Here is a 21,374-nt window from a genome sequence, read left to right as displayed (position 1 = left end):
GGGGACCGCACCTGCCCGGGTGGGGAGGGGCAGCCCGCGGCCCCGGGACGACGTCGCGCCCGCGCGTCGGGCCGGGCCGGGCCGGGCCGGGCCGGGTCTTACGACGACATCGCGCCCGCGGTGTGCGCCGACCGCGCGCCGGCGCGCCGACCGGAGGGTCGCTCAGTCGCGGGGGCGAGCCGTGCGGTTCGGCGACGGGCCGTCCTGCTTGGTGAGCTCGATGAGCTTGCCGGAGATGCGGGTGCGGGCCAGCTTGCCGAGGGTGTCCGCGGAGAGGTCGGCGGGCAGCTCGACGAGGCTGTGGTCGGCCTGGATGTCGATGTGCCCGAAGTCCCCGCGCCCCAGGCCGCCCTCGTTGGCGATGGCCCCGACGATCGCACCCGGCTGCACCTTGTGCCGGCGCCCGACGCTGATCCGGTAGGTGGCCATGGGGCCCGTGGGCTCCTTGCGGCCGGTCCGCTCGACCCGCTCGCGCACGGGACGGTCGGGGCGGTCGCCGGCCGGGCGCTCGGTGCGCTCGCGGCGCGGCGGGGCGGGCGGCTCGGGCTTGAGCAGCAGGGGCCCGTCCTGGTTGAGCACGGCCAGCGCGGCCGCCACGTCGCCCTCGGGCACGTCGTGCTCGCGGACGTAGTCGTCGATGAGCCGGCGGAACAGAGGCAGCTGGTCGGAGGCCAGGTTCGCGGTGATGGAGTCGGCGAACTTGGCCACGCGCTGGGTGTTGACGTCGTCCACCGTCGGCAGCTGCATCTCGGTGATGGGCTGGCGGGTGGCGCGCTCGATCGAGGAGAGCAGGTGACGCTCGCGGGGGGTCACGAAGAGCACGGCGTCGCCCTCGCGCCCGGCCCGCCCGGTGCGGCCGATGCGGTGCACGTAGGACTCGGAGTCGGTGGGGATGTCGAAGTTCACGACGTGGCTGATCCGCTCCACGTCGAGCCCGCGGGCGGCGACGTCGGTCGCGACCAGGATGTCGATCGCCCCGGACTTCAGCTGGCCGATGGTGCGCTCGCGCTGGGTCTGGGCGACGTCGCCGTTGATGGCGGCGGCGTTGAACCCGCGGGCGCGCAGCTTCTCCGCGAGGTCCTCGGTGACCTGCTTCGTCCGGACGAAGATAATCATCGCGTCGAAGTCCTCGACCTCGAGGATGCGGGTCAGCGCGTCGAGCTTGCGGGGGTAGGAGACCTGGAGGTAGCGCTGCCGGGTGGCCGCAGCCGTCATCGTCTTGCTGGTGATGGTGATCTCGGCGGCGTCGGTCAGGTACTTCTTGGAGATGCGCCGGATCTGGTTGGGCATGGTGGCCGAGAACAGCGCCACCTGCTTGTCGGCCGGGGTGTCGGCCAGGATGGTCTCGACGTCCTCGGCGAAGCCCATGTTCAGCATCTCGTCGGCCTCGTCGAGCACCAGGAAGCGCAGCTGGGTCAGGTCGAGGGTGCCCTTGGAGAGGTGGTCGATGACCCGGCCCGGGGTCCCGACCACGACGTGCGCGCCCCGGCGCAGGCCCGCGAGCTGCCCGCCGTAGGCCTGGCCGCCGTAGATGGGCAGCACGTGCAGCCCGGGCAGGTGCTTGGCGTACTTGACGAAGGCCTCGGCCACCTGGATCGCGAGCTCGCGGGTGGGCGCGAGCACCAGGGCCTGGGTGGTCCGCTGGGTGACGTCGATCCGGGAGAGCACCGGGACGGCGAACGCGGCGGTCTTGCCGGTGCCGGTCTGGGCCAGCCCCACCACGTGCCGGCCGGCCAGCAGCGGCGGGATGGTGGCCGCCTGGATGGGCGACGGGCTCTCGTAGCCCACGTCGTTCAGCGCGCGGAGCACCCGCTCGTCGATGCCGAGGTCGGCGAAGGTCTGCTGCGGGTCCTGCTCAGGGGTGCTCATCGAGCGGTGATCCTACCCAGCGCGCCTGCGTGATCCCCGCGCTGATCAGGGTGCCCCCGTCGCTGAGCAGCTGCAGCAGGTCCGCGTCGTCGTCGGCGAGCCACTGCTCGTACGCGGCCAGGGCCACCCCGAGCAGCAGCCAGGCCACCGTGCGCGGGCCGTGGTCCCCCGGGGCGCCGCCGGTGCGCTCGGCGACGTGCTGGGCCACCACCGCCCGCCAGCCCGCGTACTTCAGCGTCGAGTGCGCCTGCAGTGCCGGCACGCCGAACAGCAGCGCCATCCGCTGGCGGTGCCACGGGGCCTCCTGCGGCGGGAAGGTGTTGAAGTCCACCAGGGCCAGGCACAGGCCCTCGGCGAGCGGGGTCGACGGGGGGAGCGCGGCCAGGAAGCCGCGCATGCGGTCCAGCTCGGTGTCGAAGTCCCCCCAGGGCACGTCGGACTTGGACGCGAAGTAGCGGAACAACGTCCGTCGGGAGATGCCGGCCGCGGCCGCGACCTCCTCCACGCCGGTCGCGTCGAAGCCCTGCCGCGCGAACAGCTCGAGTCCCACGTGGCTGATCTGCGCCCGGGTGGTGGCGGGGCGGCGACCTGCCCGAAGGGACGGTCCTGACGACGGTTCCACGTGTGCGACCTCTCGACCCTTCCCCTGCGGCACCCGGTGCCATTATGGTCCCAGTCACACCCGCGTGACCACGGTCACCACGACGAAGGAGCCTCCCATGGCCGAGAACATCACCCCTGCCGCCGCCGAGGAGGCGCTCGTCGAGGAGACCCTCGTCGAGGAGGTCTCCATCGACGGCATGTGCGGCGTCTACTGACATGACGACCGCCGAGGTGGTGGAGACGAGCGCGCCCGTGCCGGGCTCGCACGGGGTTCTCGACAGGGCCTGGCAGGTGCACCCCAAGGTGGCCGTGCGACCGGAGCCGTTCGGTGCGCTGCTCTACCACTTCGGCACCCGTCGCCTGTCGTTCCTGAAGAACCGCACCGTGGTCGCGATCGTGCAGGCGCTGCCCGAGCACCCCGACGCGCGATCGGCCTGCCTGGCCGCCGGCGTCACGGAGGGCTCGCTGGCCGCCTACGAGAAGGCCCTGGCCACGCTCGCGGGCTCCGACATGATCATTCCCAGAGAGGTCTCCGCATGACCGCCGTGCTCGAACCCACCCGGGTCCCCAAGCTGATCGACCAGTTCGAGCTCGGTCTCGACGCGCCGATCTGCCTCACCTGGGAGCTCACCTACGCCTGCAACCTCGCGTGCGTGCACTGCCTGTCGGCCTCCGGGCGCCGTGACCCCCGTGAGCTGAGCACCTCCCAGGCCAAGGCCGTCATCGACGAGCTGCAGCGGATGCAGGTGTTCTACGTCAACATCGGCGGTGGCGAGCCGACCGTGCGCAGCGACTTCTGGGAGCTGGTCGACTACGCCACCGCCCACCAGGTCGGCGTGAAGTTCTCCACCAACGGCGTGAAGATCACCCCCGAGGTCGCCCAGCGCCTGGCCGGCTCCGACTACGTGGACGTGCAGATCTCCCTGGACGGTGCGACGGCCGAGGTCAACGACGCCGTCCGTGGCGCCGGCAGCTTCGACATGGCCTGCCGCGCCCTGCAGAACCTGGCCGACGCCGGCTTCCGGGACGCCAAGATCTCGGTGGTCTGCACCCGCTACAACATCAGCCAGCTCGACGAGTTCAAGGCGCTGGCCGACCGCTTCGGCGCCACCCTGCGGCTGACCCGGCTGCGCCCGGCGGGCCGCGGGGCGGACGTGTGGAACGAGCTGCACCCGACCATGCCCCAGCAGCGCGAGCTCTACGACTGGCTCGTGGCCCACGGCGAGGGCGTCCTGACCGGGGACTCCTTCTTCCACCTCGCCGCCTTCGGGGACGCCCTGCCCGGGCTGAACCTGTGCGGGGCAGGGCGTGTGGTGTGCCTGATCGACCCGGTCGGCGACGTGTACGCCTGCCCGTTCGCCATCCACGACGCGTTCCTGGCCGGGAACCTGCTCAACCCCGGTGGCTTCCGGGAGGTGTGGCAGAACTCGGAGCTGTTCACCGAGCTGCGCAGCCCGCAGACCGGCGGCGCGTGCACCAAGTGCCAGCACTTCGACTCCTGCCGGGGCGGGTGCATGGCGGCCAAGTTCTTCACCGGCCTGCCCCTGGACGGACCGGACCCCGAGTGCGTGCAGGGCTACGGCGAGCTGGCCCTGGCGGCGGTGGACACCACGAGCAACCCCAAGCCGACCGGGGACCACTCGCACGGCGGACCGGTGCGCGGGCAGTCCACGACGCTGGGGATCCCGGCGATGCCGGTGTCCCGTCCGGTGAGCATGTGCGACGAGAGCCCGCTGGCCGGGGCGGTGCTCTGATGGCTCTGCTGGGCTTCGCGGGCAACCCGTGGTTCGAGACCGTGGCCGAGGCGCAGCGCCGGGCCAGGAAGCGCCTGCCCAGGAGCGTCTACATGGCGCTGGTGGCCGGCTCCGAGCGGGGGATCACGGTCGACGACAACACCGCGGCCTACGGCGAGCTGGGTTTCGCCCCGCACGTCGCCGGGCTGCACGGCGAGCGCGACCTGTCGACCACGATCATGGGCCAGCCGCTGAGCATGCCCGTGATGATCTCCCCGACGGGCGTGCAGGCCGTGCACCCCGAGGGTGAGGTCGCCGTGGCCCGGGCCGCGGCCGCCCGCGGGATCACCATGGGCCTGTCCAGCTTCGCCTCCAAGTCCATCGAGGAGGTCTGCGCCGTCAGCAACCAGACCTTTTTCCAGATGTACTGGGTGGGCACCCGGGACGTGCTCGTCCAGCGCATGGAACGGGCGCGGGCGGCCGGCGCGGTCGGGCTGATCATGACCCTGGACTGGTCGTTCTCCCAGGGCCGCGACTGGGGCAGCCCGCCGATCCCGGAGAAGGTCGACCTGAAGGCGGCCGTCAAGTTCGGTCCCGAGGTCGCGCTGCGCCCGAAGTGGTTGTGGGACTTCGCGAGCACCGGCAAGCTGCCGGACCTCTCGACGCCCAACCTCACCCCGCCCGGGGGCACCGCCCCCACGTTCTTCGGTGCCTACGGCGAGTGGATGGGCACCCCGCTGCCGACGTGGGAGGACGTCGCCTGGCTGCGCGAGCAGTGGGGCGGACCGTTCATGCTGAAGGGCGTCATGCGGGTCGACGACGCGCACCGCGCGGTGGACGCCGGGGTCACCGCCATCTCCGTCTCCAACCACGGCGGCAACAACCTCGACGGCACCCCGGCCCCCATCCGGGCGCTGCCCGCGATCGCCGAGGCCGTCGGGCACGAGGTGGAGATCGTCACCGACGGGGGCATCCGCCGGGGGTCCGACGTGGTCAAGGCGCTCTCGCTGGGCGCGAAGGCCACGATGATCGGCCGGGCCTACCTGTGGGGTCTGTCGGCCAACGGCCAGGCCGGCGTGGAGAACGTGCTGGACATCCTGCGCAGCGGCATCGACTCCGCGGTGCTGGGGCTCGGGCAGCGCTCGGTGCGCGACCTGTCGCCGAGCGACGTGGTGATCCCCCCGGGCTTCCCGCGCGTGCTCGGGACGAAGAACTCCGTGCGCGTCGTCGAGGCCGTGCGGGACGCGGGCTGAGCGGCGGTCGGTTCTCCAGCGTCGCGCAGGCGCAGCAGCAGGCCCGGCGCCGGCTGCCACGCTCGGTGTACGGGGCGCTGGTCGCCGGCTCCGAGCGCGGCGCCACCGCCGCGGACAACACCGCCGCCTACCGCGAGCTGGGTCTGGCTCCGCACGTCACCGGCCCGTCCCGCTCGGGGGACCTGTCGACGACCGTGATGGGTCAGCCGTTGTCCATGCCGGTGATGATCTCCCCGACCGGGGTGCAGGCGGTGCACCCCGAGGGCGAGGTCGCCGTCGCTCGGGCGGCGGCCGCCCACGGCATCACGATGGCGCTGTCCTGCTTCGCGTCCCGGTCCGTCGAGGACGTGTGCGCCGCCAACCCGAGCACCCTGGCCCAGGTGCACTGGATCGGCTCGCGGGACCAGCTGGCCGCCGGCCTGGAGCGGGCCCGGGCGGCCGGCGCGGTGGGGGTGATCCTCACCCTGGACTGGTCGTTCTCCCAGGGACGGGACTGGGGGTCGCCGGTGATCCCGCAGCGGGTGGACCTGCGCACCGCGCTGCGCTTCGGTCCGCAGTGCCTGCGACGGCCGCGCTGGCTGGCCCGGTACGTCCGCAGCGGCACGCTCCCGGCCCTGCGCACCCCGAACCTGCTGCATCCCGACGGCTCGGGCGCCCACCAGTTCTTCGGGGCGTACGCCGAGTGGGAGCAGACCCCGCTGCCCACCTGGGAGGACGTGGCCTGGCTGCGCCGGCAGTGGGGCGGGCCGTTCATGCTCAAGGGCGTGATGCGGGTGGACGACGCACACCGGGCGGTGGATGCGGGCGTCACGGCGATCTCGGTGTCCAACCACGGCGGGAACAACCTCGACGGCACCCCGGGCGCGGTCCGCGCGCTGCCGGCCGTGGCCGCTGCGGTGGGCCACGAGGTGGAGGTGGTCACCGACGGGGGCATCCGCCGGGGGTCCGACGTGGTCAAGGCGCTCTCCCTGGGGGCGAGGGCGGCGATGATCGGCCGCGCCCCCCTGTGGGGCCTGGCCGCGAACGGTCAGGCGGGGGTGGAGGACGTGCTGGACCTCCTGCGCCGGGGGATCAGCTCGGCCGTCCTGGGCCTGGGTCACGCGTCGGCGACGGAGACCTCCCGCTCCGACGTGGTGGTGCCGGCGGGATTCCTCCGCACGCTCGGGGCCCGTGCGGGTGCGGACGGGAAGATCGTCTCGGCGATTGGGTAACGTTTCGGACAAGGTGTGCGGCGCATGAGCACGTCGTGTCCTGACGTGCGCGCGCACCGGGCCCGAACGCGTTCCGGGGTCGTCCCCGTCCGCCGGCGGGCGACGAAAAACGTTGCTGCGCGCAACAACCCGGCCCGCGGGGAGTGACCCGGGCGGACCGGACGAGGACTGCGCGGACGATCGACATCCCCGGCCGGAGCCCGCGGAGCGCCGTCGACGACGGTTTGACGCCTCCGGCGGCACGTGGTGCCGTGAGGGCCGGAAAGTTGTTGCGCTGCTCCAGCGGCGCGCCCCGAGCCGCGCGGGACCTGCCCTGGTGGGGCCCGTCCGGTCGGAAGGCTGTGCCCCCCTGTCCCCGACCCCAGGAGCTCTGTGAATTTTTTCGACTACCTCTCGAACAACTACGAGAACCTGTTCACGCTGTCCCTCGAGCACATCAAGCTCGTGGTGGTCTCCATGCTGATCGCCACGGCCGTGGGTGTGCCGCTGGGCGTGCTCGCGCACCGCAGCACCGCCCTGCGCCCGCCCATCGTCTCCACCGTCTCGGTGTTCCTCACCATCCCGTCGCTGGCCCTGCTGGCGGTGTTCGTCCCGATCTTCGGGCTCGGCTCGCCCCCTGCCATCGCCGGGCTCACCCTGTACGCCCTGCTGCCGGTGGTCAGCAACACGATCGCGGGTCTTGGTTCGGTCGACCCCTCGATCGTCAAGGCCTCCCGCGGCATGGGCGTCGGATCTCTGCGACGCCTGGTGCAGGTCGAGCTCCCGCTGGCCTGGCCGGTGATCATCACCGGCATCAGGGTCGCCACCCAGATCGTCATCGGCATCGCCGCGATCGCCGTGCTGGTCGGCGGGCCGGGCCTCGGCAACGAGATCTTCCGCGGCATCCGATCGCTGGGAGCCACCGGGGCGGACAACCTCGTCATCGGCGGCACCTTGGCCGTCGTCGTGCTGGCCCTGCTGTTCGACGCCGTGTTCGTGATCGTCACCCGACTCACCACCTCGCGAGGTCTCCGATGACTGCCACCGAAGCGCCCACGACCGATCTCGCCCGCGGCGGCCCCGTCGCCGCACCCGAGACGATGATCGAGCTCCAGGAGCTCACCAAGACCTTCCCCGGCCAGACCGTCCCAGCCGTCGACCGCCTCAGCCTGGCGGTGCCACGCGGCGAGATCGTGGTGCTGGTCGGCCCGTCCGGGTGCGGCAAGACCACGTCGATGGAGCTGGTCAACCGGCTCATCGAACCGACCTCCGGCCGGATCATCCTGGAGGGCGAGGACGTCACCAGGGGCAACGCCGACGAGCTCCGGCGACGCATCGGCTACGTCATCCAGGAGACCGGGCTGTTCCCGCACCGCACCATCGCGCAGAACATCGGGACCGTCCCCACGATGCTCGGCTGGAAGAAGGCCAAGCTCGCCGACCGGGTGGACGAGCTGCTGTCGCTGGTGGGCATGGATCCGGCGGCCTACCGCGGCCGCTACCCCAAGGAGCTCTCCGGTGGTCAGCGCCAGCGGGTCGGGGTGGCCCGCGCGATGGCCGCCGACCCGCCGGTGATGCTGATGGACGAGCCGTTCGGCGCCATCGACCCGATCACCCGCGAGCGGCTGCAGAACGAGTTCCTGCGGCTGCAGCAGACCATCCAGAAGACCATCATCTTCGTCACCCACGACATCGACGAGGCCATCAAGATGGGCGACCGGATCGTGGTGCTGCGCGACCAGTCGCACATCGCCCAGTTCGACACCCCGGCCGAGATCCTGAGCAACCCCGCCGACGACTACGTCTCGGACTTCATCGGCGCGGGTGCCTCGCTGAAGCGGCTCAACCTCACCCGCATCCGCGACGTGGCCATGACCGACGACAACCCGACCGGCCTGCTGAGCGAGCCCCCCGCGGACCTGCTGGCCCGGCTGGTGGCCTCGGACTGGTCGGCGATGCTGCTGCTGGACGCCCAGCGTCGACCTGCTCGGTGGGTCACTGCGCCCGACCTGCGCCGGGTGGACGGCATCAGGCCCACCATCGGCCTGCGGGCGACCGCCCTGGTCGAGGCGCACGCCACGCTGTCCGACGCGCTGAACGAGCTGGTCACCTCGAACGGAGGCGTCGCCATCGTCGTCGACGGCTCGGGGGCCTACCAGGGTGTGGTCGACATGGAGACGATCATGACTGCGGTGCGCTCGCTGCGGGAGGAGCAGTCGGAGTTCTACATGGCGGCCAAGCACACGCAGGACGAGTCCTGATGGCCACGCTCACCACCGCCGACCCCCGCTCCGACGTCGCGCCCGACGTGCGGGGACAGCGACGAAGCACGCTGCTGTTCTGGTTCGGGATGCCCGCCTTCCTCGTCACGGTCTGGGTCGCCACCTACCTGGTGATCTCCTCCCGGGAGCTGGACAGCATCGAGCAGCGGACCCTCAACTACTCCCAGCTGCGCGACAGCGTCGTCGAGCACCTCCAGCTGACCGTGGTGTCGACCATCGTCGTCATCCTGCTCGCCATCCCCCTGGGCGTCATCGCGACCAGGCCGTTCGCCCGACGGGCCGTGCCCGGCATCCTCGGCGTGGCCAACATCGGCCAGGGTGTGCCGTCCTACGGGCTGCTCGCCATCGTGGTCGTGCTGTGGACGGTGGGGTTCTGGCCGGTGGTCATCGGCCTCGTCGCCTACTCGGCGCTGCCCATCGTGCGCAACACGATGGTGGGTCTGCAGCAGGTGGACCGGAGCCTGATCAAGGCCTCCCGCGGGATGGGCATGTCGGCGGTCCACGTGCTGTTCAGGGTGGAGCTGCCGCTCGCCATCCCGGTGATGATCGCGGGGATCCGCACGGCCCTGATCCTCAACGTGGGCACCGCCACCCTGGCCACCTTCTTCGCCGGCGGCGGACTGGGCTACATCATCTTCAACGGCATCCAGCTCAACCGCAGCCCGGTGCTCTACGCGGGAGTGATCATGGTGTCCTCGCTGGCGCTGCTCGTGGACTACCTGGGCAAGGCGGCCGGGCGGCTGCTCGCCCCCAAGGGCCTCTGAGCCCTGTCTCCCTCGAGGGTCCTCCCGGACCCTTCGCGCTCGACACACCGCCCGGGTGCGGCGGTCCGTGGTGCGCAGACCAGACCAGACGATCCGAACGTTCCAACGAGAGGACCATCATGAAGAAGCAGTTGTTGACCGCGGTGAGCCTCGGCATGGGGCTCGCCCTGACCCTCACGGCGTGCGGTGGGAGCTCCAGCAGCAGTGGCGGCGGCGCGACGGCCGGCACCCTGGCCGGAGCGAGCATCACCGTCGGGTCCAAGGACTTCGACGAGCAGCTGGTGCTGGGCAACATCACCAAGCTGGCGCTGCAGAACGCCGGCGCCGACGTCACCGACCAGATCAACCTCGGTGGCACCAACGTGGCTCGCAAGGCGCTGACCTCGGGCAGCATCGACACCTACTGGGAGTACAACGGCACCGCCTGGATCAGCTTCTTCGGCAACACCGACCCGATCCCGGACCGCCAGAAGCAGTACCAGGCGGTGGCCGACAAGGACCTCAAGGACAACAACCTGGTGTGGCTGAAGCCGGCCGAGTTCAACAACACCTACGCCCTGGCCTACCCGTCCTCCGCGGCCGGCCAGCTGGGCAACCCCACCACGCTGTCCGACCTGTCTGCGCTGATCAAGAACAACCCCAGCCAGGCCTCGCTGTGCGTGGAGAACGAGTTCTCCACGCGCAACGACGGTCTGCCGGGCCTGGAGGCCGCCTACGGCTTCACCTTCCCCAAGGACCAGGTGACCGTCCTGGACACCGCGCTGGTCTACACCCAGGCGGCCAAGCAGGACCCGTGCAACTTCGGTGAGGTCTTCACCAGCGACGGCCGCGTCGTGGGGCTCGACCTGACCGTGCTCAAGGACGACATGGGATTCTTCCCGCTGTACAACCCGAGCCCGGTGTTCACCAAGGCGATCTACGACCAGTACGGCCCCGCGCTCGACACGATCTTCAACCCGATCTCCGCGGCGCTGACCCAGGACGCGATGAACGAGATGAACAAGCAGGTCTCGGTGGACCTCATGCGGCCGGAGCAGGTGGCCAAGACCTGGCTCTCCGACAACGGCTTCATCTAGGACCGCTCGCGCTGGTTGCTCCAGCGACCGCCGCAGGGCCGTGACCTCCGTGGTCGCGGCCCTGCCGCGTGCGTGGTGCGAGGGATGCCGCGCAGGCTCCTGGACGTGGTGGCCTACTCCCGGGCCAGCCAGGCGAAGCCCAGGGCCGGCAGCTGGAGCCGCCCCTCGGTCACCTCGAGGGTGTCGCTGGCGAGCACCACGTCGGCCACCCCCAGCCCGTGCAGGGCCGACAGCTCCACCCCCGCGGAGGTGGAGCCCCAGTTGACCAGGCCCACGAACGGTCCGCCCCGGGGGTGGTGGCGCACCCACCCCAGCACCCGGGTGTCGTCGAGCTCGAGCACCTCCGAGCCGGCGCCGGCACGCAGCGCCACCACCGAGCCCCGGGCCTCGATGATGCGCCGGGTCCACCCGAACACCCGCCCGCCCACGGTCGCCTCGTCGTGACGGCCGGCGGCGGCACCCCAGTCCATGTGGGGCCGGTGCATCCACCGGTTGTCGTCGGCGAGCGCCGGGTCGTCCAGGTAGGTCGTGTCGTTGTCGAGGGCCAGCTCGTCGCCCATGTACAGCAGCGGCACCCCGCCCCAGCCGTGCGTGACGGCGCTGAGCAGCACCATCCGCCGCACGGCGCGGTCGAGCTCGTCGGAGCTCTGCGCCGACCACACCCCGCACAGGGCGGCCGCGGTGCCGGAGACCCGTGCGTCGCCGGTCGCGCGGTCCTCCTGGAACAGCGCGCCCCGGGCGAACGAGCCGGGGAAGCGGCCGGCGAAGAAGTCGTTGAGGAAGCGCCGGTGGCTCGGCCCGTCGAGGCCCACGGCGGCGGCGTCGACGTCGCTGACCGCCCAGCCGATGTCGTCGTGGCAGCGGCTGTAGGTCACCCAGGACGCCTGCGGCGGGATCGGCTGCATCCGAGCCAGCGCCGCCCTCGCCAGCAGCGCGTCGCCCGTGGCCAGGCTGCTCCACAGCAGCACCATGAGCTGGTTGTGGTAGGCCAGCTCGCACTCCGGCCGGTACACGGCCCGCCCGTCGACGGAGTGAGCGCCGAGGTAGGCCACCAGGTCGTCCGGGGCCACGATCGCCTCCGCCTTGAACACCACCGCCGGGGCCGCCACCTTCACCGCCGCGTGCAGGGCCTGCAGCAGGGCGTGCGCCTCGGGCTCGTTCTGACCGCCCCGACCGCTCCCGAGCCGCTTCCAGAGGAACGGCACGGCGTCCATCCGGAACACCTCGACCCCGAGGTTCGCCAACCACAGCACCTCGCCGAGCACGGCCAGCAGGACCTCGGGGTTCGACCACCGCAGGTCCCACTGGTACGGCCAGAAGGTCGTCCACACCCAGCCGCCCGCCCCGCCCAGTGCCTCCGGGACCCAGGTGAAGCTGCCAGGGGCCCGGACGGGGAACACCGAGGGGGTCACCGCGTCCCACGCGTCGGGGGCGGTGCGGTCGGGGTGCGCGGTGTAGAAGTCGGCGTAGGCCGGGTCCCCGGCGAGCCACCCCTGCGCCCAGGCGTGCTCCCGCGCGGTGTGGTTGAGCACCAGGTCGATGCAGAGGCTGATCCCGCGCTCGCGCAGCACCCGCGCCACCTCGGCCAGGTCCGCCACCGTGCCGACGCGGGGGTCCACGTCACGGAAGTCGGCCACCGCGTACCCGCCGTCGTTCTCGCCGTCCCGCGGGCGCAGCAGCGGCATGAGGTGCAGGTAGGTGACCCCGAGCTCGTCCAGGTGGTCCAGGTGCGCCGGCAGCCCGGCGAGGGTGCCGGCGAACCGGTCGGTGTAGGCGACGTAGCCCTGCACCCGGGCGCGCTGGAACCAGCCGGGGTCGATCTCCCGGCGGTGGTCGAGGGTGCGCAGGTCCGCCGGCCGCGCCGCGGTGGCCTCGAGGGCCAGGGCGAGCACGCGGGCGGCGAGGCCCTCGGCGGCGGCGCCGTGCACGAGCACCAGGGGCTCCACCAGGTCCAGCAGGTGCAGCTGGGCGCGCGCCAGGAACACCGCTGCGCCGTCGGCCCCGAGGCGCTCCACCGCAGCGGCCCCCAGCACGGGCTGCAGCGCGGACCAGGTGTGGGCGGCGCGGGCGCGGCTGGAGCGGGTGGAGGCGGTCACGGCACCGATCCCACCACGGCCACCGGGGGATACGGTGCCACCCTGCGGCGGAGGGAGGACGGGTGACGGGGCTCGGTGATCTGACGTGGCCGACGGTGCCCGCGCACCCGCTGCTGGTCGTCCCCGTGGGCTCGGTCGAGCAGCACGGCCCGCACCTGCCGCTGGACACCGACACCCGGATCGCCACCGCCGCGGCGCGCCACCTCGTGGGACGCACCCCCGGCGCACTCCTCGGACCGGCGGTGGCCTACGGCTCCAGCGGCGAGCACGAGGGCTTCGCCGGCACCACCAGCATCGGCTCGGACGCGCTGCACCTGCTGCTGGTCGAGCTCGGTCGCTCGGCGTGCCGGTGGGCCGGCCGGCTGCTGCTGGTCAACGGCCACGGCGGGAACGGCCCGACCCTGGTGCGCGCGGTGACGCTGCTGCGGCACGAGGGACGCGACGCCGCCTGGGTGCCGTGCGCGTTCCCCGCCACCGCGACCCACCCGGGCGACGCCCACGCCGGGCGCACCGAGACCTCGCTCCTGCTGCACCTCGACCCCGCCGTCGTGGCGCTGGACCGGGCCGAGGCCGGGGCCACCGCACCCGTCGGGGAGCTCATGGACGTGCTGCGGGCCGGCGGCACCCGGGCGGTGAGCCGCAACGGCGTGCTGGGTGACCCCGCGGGAGCCAGCGCGGCCGAGGGGGCCGACCTCCTGGCCGTGCTCGGGGCCCGCCTCGGTGCCGCCGTGGACACCTGGGCGCCCGCCGGCGACGGACGGCTGCGGTGACCGCGCGACTGCCCGTCGGCTTCGCGGTGGAGATCGACCGCACCACCCGACGGCTCGACCGGGGTGCCGTGCTTCTGGGGGGCTCCCCGCCGCGGCTGCTGCGGCTCGCGCCGGTGGCCCGCGAGCTGCTCGCCGGACCCCGGTTGCGGGTGGCCGACCGGCGCACCGCGGGCCTGGCCCGGACCCTGCTCGACGCCGGTGTGGCGCACCCGCGTCCCGCCACCGGCCCCACCGCGGCCGAGGTCACCGTGGTGGTCCCCGTGCGCGACAACCCCACCGGGCTCGCCGCGCTGCTGGCGGGCGTCCACGGGGTGGGGGCCGTGGTCGTGGTGGACGACGGCTCGCGCACCCCGGTGCGGGTACCGGACGGCGTGCGCGTGCTGCGGCACGCGCGCAGCCGCGGTCCGGCCGCCGCTCGCAACACCGGGCTCGCCGAGGCCAGCACCCCCTACGTCGCCTTCCTCGACTCCGACGTGGTTCCCGCGCCCGGTTGGCTGCAGCCGCTGCTCGCGCACCTGGGGGATCCGGCCGTCGCCCTCGTGGCCCCGCGGATCGTCGCCGGTGCGGAGGTCGGCCGCGGCTCGGTGGGCCGGTACGAGGCGGTGCGGTCCTCGCTGGACCTCGGGCGGCGCGAGGCCCCCGTGGTGCCGCGCAGCCGGGTGGCCTACGTGCCGTCGGCGGCGCTGCTGGTGCGACGTGCGGCGCTGGCGGCGCTGCCCTCGTGGCCGGGCTTCGACGAGAGCATGCCCGTGGCCGAGGACGTGGACCTGTGCTGGCGGCTGCACGCCGAGGGCTGGCGGCTGCGCTACGAGCCCACCTCCACCGTCGGGCACGCCCACCGCACGGACGTGCGCAGCTGGCTGGGGCGCAAGGCCTTCTACGGCACCGGGGCCGCGGCCCTGGCCTGGCGGCACCCCGGGCTGGTCCCGCCCGTCGCCCTCGCCCCGTGGACCGCGCTCGCGTGCGGGCTCGCCCTCACCGCCACCCGCCCGGGACTCGTGGGCGCTGCCGTCGTGAGCGCCACCGCCACCGTGCGGCTCTCCCGCGCCCTGCCCCAGCTCGAGCACCCGGTGCGCACCGCGGTCGGTCTCGCGCCGCAGGGCCTCCTCGGCGCGGGGTGGCAGCTGGCCTCGGCGGCGTGGCGGCACTGGTGGCCGCTGAGCGCCGCGCTGGCCGTGCTCTCGCCCCGTTCCCGACGGACGATCCTCGCGCTCGGGGTGGTCGAGGGTCTCGCGGACTGGTTCGTGCACGCCCGGGGGCAGGCGGGGCTCGACCCGGTGCGGCACACGCTGCTGAAGCGGGCCGACGACCTGGCCTACGGCACCGGGCTGTGGGTCGGCGCGTGGCGGCACCGGAGCACGGCCGCGCTGCGCCCGCACCTGCGGGGCTGAGGGTCCTGCCGAGGCCCGGGCCGGCCGTGGTGACCCGGGATACAGTGGTCGCAGAACAGCCAGGAGGAGCCCGATGACGCGGTCGCAGCGCCCGACACCGCAGCGCCCCGTCGTCCGGCGCCCGACACCGCAGCGCCCCGTCGTCCGGCGCCCTGACTCCGTGCCGGTGCCGTGAGCAGCCCCTGGCTGGCCTGGCGCCCCGGCGAGGACGTTGCCCTGCTCACCCGGCGGGTGCACACGGCCTACGAGAGCTTCCTCAGCTCGTCCACCCCGGGGGACACCCTCACCGCGGTGCGACCCGTGGTGCTCGAGTCCTGGTTGCGCAGCCGACACCGCGGGGTGGACCCGGATGCCACCGGTTCGGGCCCCGTGATGGACGACGACGAGCTCCGCACCCTGCGCGAGCACCACCCGCTGGCGGCGGTCGTGCCCGTCGTCCGGCGGCTGCTCGTGGAGGACGCCGTCGACACCGGGCTGCTCGTGGCCATCACCGACGCCCGGGGCCGCATGCTGTGGGTGGAGGGCGACCCGGACCTGCGTCGACGGGCCGCGCCCATGCGCTTCGTGGAGGGGGCGGACTGGAGCGAGGCCGTCGCCGGCACCAACGCCCCGGGCACGGCGATCGCCCTCGACCACAGCGTGCAGATCTTCGGGGCCGAGCACTACTCGCGCACCGTGCAGCCCTGGAGCTGCTCCGCGGCCCCGGTGCACGACCCGCGCACCGGCGAGCTGCTCGGTGTCATCGACGTGACGGGCGGTGACCGGGTGGCCGCTCCCGAGATCCTCACCCTCGTGCGGGCGACGGCGGCGGCCGCGGAGTCCGAGCTGCTGCTGCGCGCCCTGGACGGCCGGGGGCCCGCCGCGGGGTCGCCGCTGCGGCTGACCCTGCTCGGCCGCGACCGCCCCCGGCTGCACGGCCCGGCGGGAACCACCCCGCTGTCGATGCGGCACGCCGAGATCCTGCTGCTGCTGGCCGAGCGGCCCGAGGGGATGGGCGCCGAGGAGCTCGCGGTGCAGCTCGCCGAGCGGGACCTGGACACCGTGACCGTGCGCGCCGAGGTCTCCCGGCTGCGGCGGGTGGTCGGCCCCGACCTGCTGGGCTCACGGCCCTACCGGCTCACCTCGCCGCTGCGCACGGAGGTCGCGGAGGTGCGCGGGCTGCTCGCCCGGGGCGACCGGTCCGGTGCCGTCCGCGCCTGCCGGGGGCCGGTGCTCCCGAGCTCGGACGCCCCCGGGGTGGTGGCCGTGCGCGAGGAGCTCCGCGCGGACGTGCGCTCCGCGCTGCTGCGCCCGCCGCAGGACACCGGGCTCCTGCTCGACTGGCTGGCCACCCCGCAGGGCCGCGACGACGCGGGGCTGTGGCAGGCCCTGCTGGCCGCCCTGCCCGCGGGGTCGCCGGAGGCCGACCGCGCCTCGGTGCGGCTCGGCCTGGACCGGCCGCCGGCCCCCGGGCTGCCGCTGCACACGCGTGCAACCGGGTTGCAACGTCCCCGCTCCTAGTGTGCTGGGTCACACGGTCGGGGAGTGCTCTAGCCTCGGTGTGTGACGTCGGTCACGCGGGAGCCCCTGCGGACCGGACTTCTCTTCCAGGAGGCTCGATGACGCGCGTCAGCATGACCGTCGACGGTGTGAGCTACACCGACGAGGTCGAACCCCGAACTCTTCTCGTGCACCACCTCCGCGAGCGCCTCGGCAAGGTCGGCACCGTGGTCGGCTGCGACACCAGCAACTGCGGTGCCTGCACGATCGCGCTCGACGGGCAGAGCGTGAAGTCCTGCTCCGTGCTCGCGGTCCAGGCCGACGGCTCGGACATCACCACGGTCGAGGGCCTCGCCCGCGACGGGGTCCTGCACCCGGTCCAGCAGGCGTTCCACGAGAACCACGGTCTCCAGTGCGGCTTCTGCACACCCGGGATGATCATGGCCGCGATCGACCTGCTCGGGGAGAACCCGGACCCGACCGAGTCGGAGGTGCGGCACGGCCTCGAGGGCAACCTCTGCCGCTGCACCGGGTACCAGAACATCGTCAAGTCCGTCCAGGCCGCCGCGAAGGCGATGGCCCCGGGTGCGCACGCCAGCACCCCCGCACCCGTGGCAGGTGAGTGACCATGACCGCAACGATCGACACGACCACGTCCACCAGCGAGATCGGCAAGGCCCGGCTCCGCAAGGAGGATGCGCGCCTGATCACCGGGCGCACCCGGTGGACCGACAACATCACCCTGCCCGGCATGGTCCACGTGGCCATGCTGCGCAGCCCCTTCGCCCACGCGACCATCACGGCGATCGACACCACCGAGGCGAAGACCCGCCCGGGCGTCATCACCGTGCTGACCGGGGCCGACCTCAAGGACGAGCAGGGCAGCCTGCCCTGCGCCTGGGCCATCACCCCGGACATGAAGGCCCCCGCGCACCCGTCCATCGCCGTCGACACCGTGCACTTCTCCGGCGAGATCGTCGCGATCGTCGTCGCCCGCAGCGCTGCTGAGGCCACCGACGCCCTCGACGGCATCGAGATCGACTACGACGAGCTGCCCGCCGTGCTCGACATGGAGGCCGCCCTCGCCGAGGGCGCGGACCTGGTCCACCCCGAGCTGGGCACCAACCGCAACGCCCTGTGGATCTTCGACTCCGGCGAGGCCGGCACGGGTGAGCCGATCCAGGCCGCGCTCGACGCCGCGGAGGTGACGGTCACCCGCCGCTTCCGCCAGCAGCGCCTCATCCCCGCCTTCATGGAACCGCGCTCGGTCGTCTGCGACCCCACCGGCGAGCAGCTCACCCTGTGGTCGGCCACCCAGGTGCCGCACATCGTCCGCACCATGCTCGCCATGACCCTGGGCATGCCCGAGCACAAGATCCGCGTCATCGCCCCGGACGTGGGCGGTGGATTCGGCGGCAAGCTGCAGTTCACCCCCGAGGAGCTCCTCTCGGTGGTGCTCGCCCAGCGCCTCGGCAAGCCCGTCAAGATCACCGAGTCCCGCTCGGAGTCCCTGCTCGCCGGCCACCACGGCCGCGACCAGATCCAGGACATCACCATCACCGCCACCCGCGACGGCAAGCTCACCGGCCTCAAGGTGGAGCTGATGGCCGACATGGGCGCCTACCTCGGCCTGGTCACGCCCGGCGTGCCCGTGCTTGGGGCCTTCATGTTCAACGCGATCTACAAGATCCCGGCGTACCACTTCGCGTGCACGAACGTCTTCACCACGAAGACCTGGACCGACGCCTACCGCGGCGCCGGCCGCCCGGAGGCCACGTTCGGCATCGAGCGGATCATGGACGAGCTCGCGGTGGAGCTCGGCATGGAGCCGATGGAGCTGCGCAAGAAGAACTGGATCACCCACGAGGAGTTCCCGTTCACCACGGTCGCCGGCCTGACCTACGACTCGGGCAACTACGAGGCGGCCACCGAGAAGGCCATGGCGCTGTTCGACTACGACGGTCTCCGTGCCGAGCAGGCCCGCCGCCGCGAGAACGGTGACGTCAAGCAGATCGGCATCGGCATCTCGACGTTCACCGAGATGTGCGGTCTCGCCCCGTCCCGGGTGCTGGGCTCGCTGAACTACGGCGCCGGCGGCTGGGAGCACGCGGCGATCCGCATGCTGCCCACCGGCAAGGTCGAGGTCGTCACCGGCGTCACCCCGCACGGGCAGGGCCACGAGACGGCGTTCAGCCAGATCGTCGCCGACAAGCTCGGCGTGGCGTTCGAGGACGTCGAGGTGCTGCACGGTGACACCCAGGTGTCGCCGAAGGGCCTGGACACCTACGGCTCCCGCTCGCTGGTGGTCGGCGGCATCGCGATCGTCCAGGCCGCCGACAAGGTCATCGAGAAGGCCAAGCCCATCGCGGCGCACCTGCTCGAGTGCTCCGTCGACGACCTGGAGTTCACCGGCGGCCGCTTCAGCGTCAAGGGCACCGACGCGGGGGTGGCCATCGGCGACATCTCGCTGGCCGTGTTCGCCGCGCACAACCTGCCCGACGGCGTCGAGCCGAGCCTGGACTCCCAGGCCACGTTCGACCCGGAGAACTTCAACTACCCGCACGGCACGCACCTGTGCGCCGTGGAGGTCGACACCGAGACCGGCTTCGTCGAGATCATCAACTACACCTGCGTCGACGACGTGGGCGTGGTGATCAACCCCCTGATTGTGGAGGGCCAGATCCACGGTGGCCTCGCCCAGGGCATCGCGCAGGCCCTGTACGAGGAGGGCGTCTACGACGAGTCCGGCACGCTGCTCACCGGCACCCTCGCGGACTACCTCGTGCCGTCGGCGGTGGACCTGCCGCACTTCAACGTCGACCAGACGACCACCCCGGCCACCAGCAACCCGCTGGGCGTCAAGGGCGTGGGCGAGGCCGGCTGCATCGCCTCCACCCCGGCCGTCGTGAACTCGGTGATCGACGCCGTCCGCCAGTTCGGCGTCGTCGACGTCGAGATGCCGTGCTCCCCGCAGCGCGTGTGGCGGGCCATCCAGCAGGGCCGCGGGCAGCTCGCCGCCGGTGGTCCCGCCGGTCAGAACACCGCCGAGGCCGGTGGCGGCCTCGGCTCCACCGACTCCTCCGGGAACGTCGACCAGTCCACTCCCGCAGGAGGCCAGGCATGATCCCCGCACACTTCGACTACGTGGCCCCCACCACCGTGGCGGAGGCCCTCCAGGCCCTCGCCGACGGCGGTGAGGACGCCAAGATCCTCGGTGGCGGGCAGAGCCTGCTCCCGGTGCTGCGGCTGCGCCTCGCGGCGCCGACCGTGGTGGTGGACCTCAGCCGGGTGGCTGAGCTCAAGGGCATCACCGTCGAGGGCGACGAGCTCGTCATCGGGGCCATGACCACCCACCACGACGTCCTCAACAGCCCGGAGGTGGTCGAGCACGCCGCGCTCCTGGCGCTGACGGCCGCCACCGTGGCGGACCCCTCCATCCGTCACCGCGGGACCCTCGGCGGGGCGCTGTCCCACGCCGACCCCGCGGGTGACCTCGGGGCACCGGTGCTCGCGCTGGACGCCACCATGGTCATCGCCTCGCCGGGCGGTGCCACCCGCACCGTGGCCGTGGCGGACTTCTTCCAGGACTACTTCACCACCGCGGTGGAGCCCGGGGAGCTGCTCACCCAGATCCGCATCCCCAAGCACACCGGGTGGGGTGCGCAGTACGAGAAGTTCAACCGGGTGGCCCAGGCGTGGTCGATCGTGGCCGTCGCGGCCGCGCTCAAGATCGACGGTGGGACCGTGACCGAGGCCAAGGTGGCGCTGACGAACATGGCGTCCACCCCGGTCCGCGCCCACGGCGTGGAGGCCGCCCTCGTGGGGCAGCCGGCCACCCCGGAGTCCTTCCGGGCCGCCGCCGAGCACGCCGCCGAGGGCACCAGCCCCGGCAGCGACATCGGCGCGGACGCCGAGTACCGGACGCACCTCGCGGGCGTCCTGACCCGTCGGGCCCTGGCGACGGCCGCCGGTACGGTCGCCTGATGGACCTGGAGAACACCTTCGTCGTCGAAGCCCCCATCGCGGACGTGTGGGACGCCTTCCTCGAACCCGACCGGGTGGCACCCTGCTTCCCCGGAGCCAAGCTCACCGAGTCCGACGCGACGTCGTTCATGGGCACCGTCAAGGTCAAGCTCGGTCCCATCGCCATGCTCTACAAGGGGACCGGTGTCTACGTCGACACCGACGAGTCCGCGCGGAAGGCCGTGATCAAGGCCAACGGCAAGGACTCGCGCGGCAACGGCCAGGCCAACGCCACCGTCACCATGACGCTGGCCGAGACCACGCCCACGTCGACCACCGTGGTGGTGGCGACCGACCTGTCCATCACGGGCAAGCCGGCGCAGCTCGGTCGCGGCATCATCACCGAGGTGGCCGGCAAGATCATCGGCCAGTTCGCCGACTGCCTGGGCCAGCGCCTGGGTGCGGAGGCCGACGCCATCGAGGCCGAGGACGCCGCGGACACACCCGTCGAGGCCGTGTCTGCGGCGGACTCGTCGGTGCCGGACAGCGCGGTGCCGGACAGCGCGGTGCCGGACAGCTCGGCACCGGAGTCCAACGGGGTGGTGACGGGGTCCGCGCCCCAGGCCACGGAGGTCCCGGTGGCAGTCACCCCGAAGCCGAGCCCCTCGCCCACCCCACGGCCCCGGCCGAAGGTGGACTACCCGCCCACGCCGGACGCAATCGACCTGCTCGAGTCCGGAGCCGGGACGGCGGTGGCCAAGCGGGTCGCGCCGGTCGCGGTCGGAGCCGTGCTCGGCGGGCTCGTCGTCTGGCTGATCACCCGCTCGTAGCTCTTCCGCTCTTCCCCGCCAAGTGCGGGCTTTTGGCTCCCATTCCGCCCGGAATGACGACCAGAAGCCCGCACT

19 protein-coding genes are annotated in these 21,374 nt (G+C 72.8%); 16 read left to right on the top strand and 3 right to left on the bottom strand.

The features are described 5' to 3' along the window. Window positions 1-162: 162 nt before the first annotated feature. The gene (locus RHODO2019_RS14345) at window positions 163-1,869 is read right to left on the bottom strand and encodes a DEAD/DEAH box helicase (RefSeq protein ID WP_265382428.1); all 1,707 of its coding nucleotides are present in this window, start codon (window positions 1,867-1,869) and stop codon (window positions 163-165) included. Continuing rightward, window positions 1,856-2,419: a mycofactocin system transcriptional regulator MftR gene (mftR, locus tag RHODO2019_RS14340; RefSeq protein WP_265382427.1), complete on the bottom strand. Its 564-nt coding sequence runs from the start codon at window positions 2,417-2,419 to the stop codon at window positions 1,856-1,858. Before mftR ends, RHODO2019_RS14345 begins: the two co-directional genes overlap by 14 nt. A 169-nt stretch (window positions 2,420-2,588) precedes the next feature. Here mftR and mftA point away from each other — a divergent pair, with 169 nt between their 5' ends. From mftA to RHODO2019_RS14295, 9 genes are all read left to right on the top strand, one after another. Beyond that, a complete protein-coding gene (mftA, locus tag RHODO2019_RS14335) occupies window positions 2,589-2,687 on the top strand; it encodes a mycofactocin precursor MftA (protein WP_265382426.1) in 99 nt (32 codons plus the stop codon). A gap of 1 nt (window position 2,688) precedes the next feature. Continuing rightward, window positions 2,689-3,012, top strand: coding sequence for a mycofactocin biosynthesis chaperone MftB (gene mftB / locus RHODO2019_RS14330; protein WP_265382425.1), 324 nt, complete (start codon window positions 2,689-2,691; stop codon window positions 3,010-3,012). Next, a complete protein-coding gene (mftC, locus tag RHODO2019_RS14325; RefSeq protein ID WP_265382424.1) occupies window positions 3,009-4,226 on the top strand; it encodes a mycofactocin radical SAM maturase in 1,218 nt (405 codons plus the stop codon). The genes mftB and mftC overlap by 4 nt, the downstream gene beginning before the upstream one ends. Next, window positions 4,226-5,458 carry a pre-mycofactocin synthase MftD gene (mftD, locus tag RHODO2019_RS14320; protein WP_265382423.1) on the top strand — a complete coding sequence of 411 codons (1,233 nt, stop codon included), beginning with the start codon at window positions 4,226-4,228 and terminating at the stop codon, window positions 5,456-5,458. Before mftC ends, mftD (RHODO2019_RS14320) begins: the two co-directional genes overlap by 1 nt. Beyond that, on the top strand, window positions 5,455-6,669 hold the full coding sequence (gene mftD, locus RHODO2019_RS14315; RefSeq protein WP_265384791.1) for a pre-mycofactocin synthase MftD: 1,215 nt from the start codon (window positions 5,455-5,457) through the stop codon (window positions 6,667-6,669). The genes mftD (RHODO2019_RS14320) and mftD (RHODO2019_RS14315) overlap by 4 nt, the downstream gene beginning before the upstream one ends. A gap of 372 nt (window positions 6,670-7,041) precedes the next feature. Then, window positions 7,042-7,686 (top strand): ABC transporter permease, encoded by a 645-nt coding sequence (locus RHODO2019_RS14310; RefSeq protein WP_265382422.1) that lies wholly within the window; start codon window positions 7,042-7,044, stop codon window positions 7,684-7,686. A 62-nt stretch (window positions 7,687-7,748) separates the two neighbouring features. After that, window positions 7,749-8,909 carry an ABC transporter ATP-binding protein gene (locus tag RHODO2019_RS14305; RefSeq protein ID WP_265384790.1) on the top strand — a complete coding sequence of 387 codons (1,161 nt, stop codon included), beginning with the start codon at window positions 7,749-7,751 and terminating at the stop codon, window positions 8,907-8,909. After that, entirely contained in the window at window positions 8,909-9,694 is a 786-nt protein-coding gene (locus RHODO2019_RS14300) for an ABC transporter permease (RefSeq protein WP_265382421.1), read from the top strand. The genes RHODO2019_RS14305 and RHODO2019_RS14300 overlap by 1 nt, the downstream gene beginning before the upstream one ends. A 119-nt stretch (window positions 9,695-9,813) precedes the next feature. Further along, a complete protein-coding gene (locus RHODO2019_RS14295; protein WP_265382420.1) occupies window positions 9,814-10,770 on the top strand; it encodes a glycine betaine ABC transporter substrate-binding protein in 957 nt (318 codons plus the stop codon). Between the two features lie 113 nt (window positions 10,771-10,883). Here the strand turns inward: RHODO2019_RS14295 and RHODO2019_RS14290 are convergent, their stop codons facing one another. Beyond that, a complete protein-coding gene (locus RHODO2019_RS14290) occupies window positions 10,884-12,866 on the bottom strand; it encodes an alpha-amylase family glycosyl hydrolase (RefSeq protein ID WP_265382419.1) in 1,983 nt (660 codons plus the stop codon). Between the two features lie 62 nt (window positions 12,867-12,928). Between RHODO2019_RS14290 and mftE the strand changes: the two genes are divergently transcribed. The 7 genes from mftE to RHODO2019_RS14255 all read left to right on the top strand — a co-directional run bounded on the left by mftE (window position 12,929) and on the right by RHODO2019_RS14255 (window position 21,299). Beyond that, the gene (mftE, locus tag RHODO2019_RS14285; RefSeq protein ID WP_265382418.1) at window positions 12,929-13,636 is read left to right on the top strand and encodes a mycofactocin biosynthesis peptidyl-dipeptidase MftE; all 708 of its coding nucleotides are present in this window, start codon (window positions 12,929-12,931) and stop codon (window positions 13,634-13,636) included. Then, entirely contained in the window at window positions 13,633-15,027 is a 1,395-nt protein-coding gene (mftF, locus tag RHODO2019_RS14280) for a mycofactocin biosynthesis glycosyltransferase MftF (RefSeq protein WP_265382417.1), read from the top strand. The genes mftE and mftF overlap by 4 nt, the downstream gene beginning before the upstream one ends. Before the next feature lie 171 nt (window positions 15,028-15,198). Continuing rightward, window positions 15,199-16,527, top strand: coding sequence for a GAF domain-containing protein (locus RHODO2019_RS14275; RefSeq protein ID WP_265382416.1), 1,329 nt, complete (start codon window positions 15,199-15,201; stop codon window positions 16,525-16,527). Between the two features lie 98 nt (window positions 16,528-16,625). Further along, entirely contained in the window at window positions 16,626-17,132 is a 507-nt protein-coding gene (locus RHODO2019_RS14270; RefSeq protein WP_265382415.1) for a (2Fe-2S)-binding protein, read from the top strand. Between the two features lie 2 nt (window positions 17,133-17,134). Then, on the top strand, window positions 17,135-19,630 hold the full coding sequence (locus RHODO2019_RS14265; RefSeq protein ID WP_265382414.1) for a xanthine dehydrogenase family protein molybdopterin-binding subunit: 2,496 nt from the start codon (window positions 17,135-17,137) through the stop codon (window positions 19,628-19,630). Further along, window positions 19,627-20,490, top strand: coding sequence for an FAD binding domain-containing protein (locus RHODO2019_RS14260; protein WP_265382413.1), 864 nt, complete (start codon window positions 19,627-19,629; stop codon window positions 20,488-20,490). The genes RHODO2019_RS14265 and RHODO2019_RS14260 overlap by 4 nt, the downstream gene beginning before the upstream one ends. Then, the gene (locus RHODO2019_RS14255; protein WP_265382412.1) at window positions 20,490-21,299 is read left to right on the top strand and encodes an SRPBCC family protein; all 810 of its coding nucleotides are present in this window, start codon (window positions 20,490-20,492) and stop codon (window positions 21,297-21,299) included. Before RHODO2019_RS14260 ends, RHODO2019_RS14255 begins: the two co-directional genes overlap by 1 nt. The last annotated feature ends 75 nt before the right edge of the window (window positions 21,300-21,374 follow it).

This window comes from Rhodococcus antarcticus, assembly GCF_026153295.1.
GTDB classification, from domain to species: domain Bacteria; phylum Actinomycetota; class Actinomycetes; order Mycobacteriales; family Mycobacteriaceae; genus Rhodococcus_D; species Rhodococcus_D antarcticus.
The sequence above is the reverse complement of the archived record's forward strand: the minus strand, read 5'-3'. Positions and strand labels throughout refer to the sequence as shown.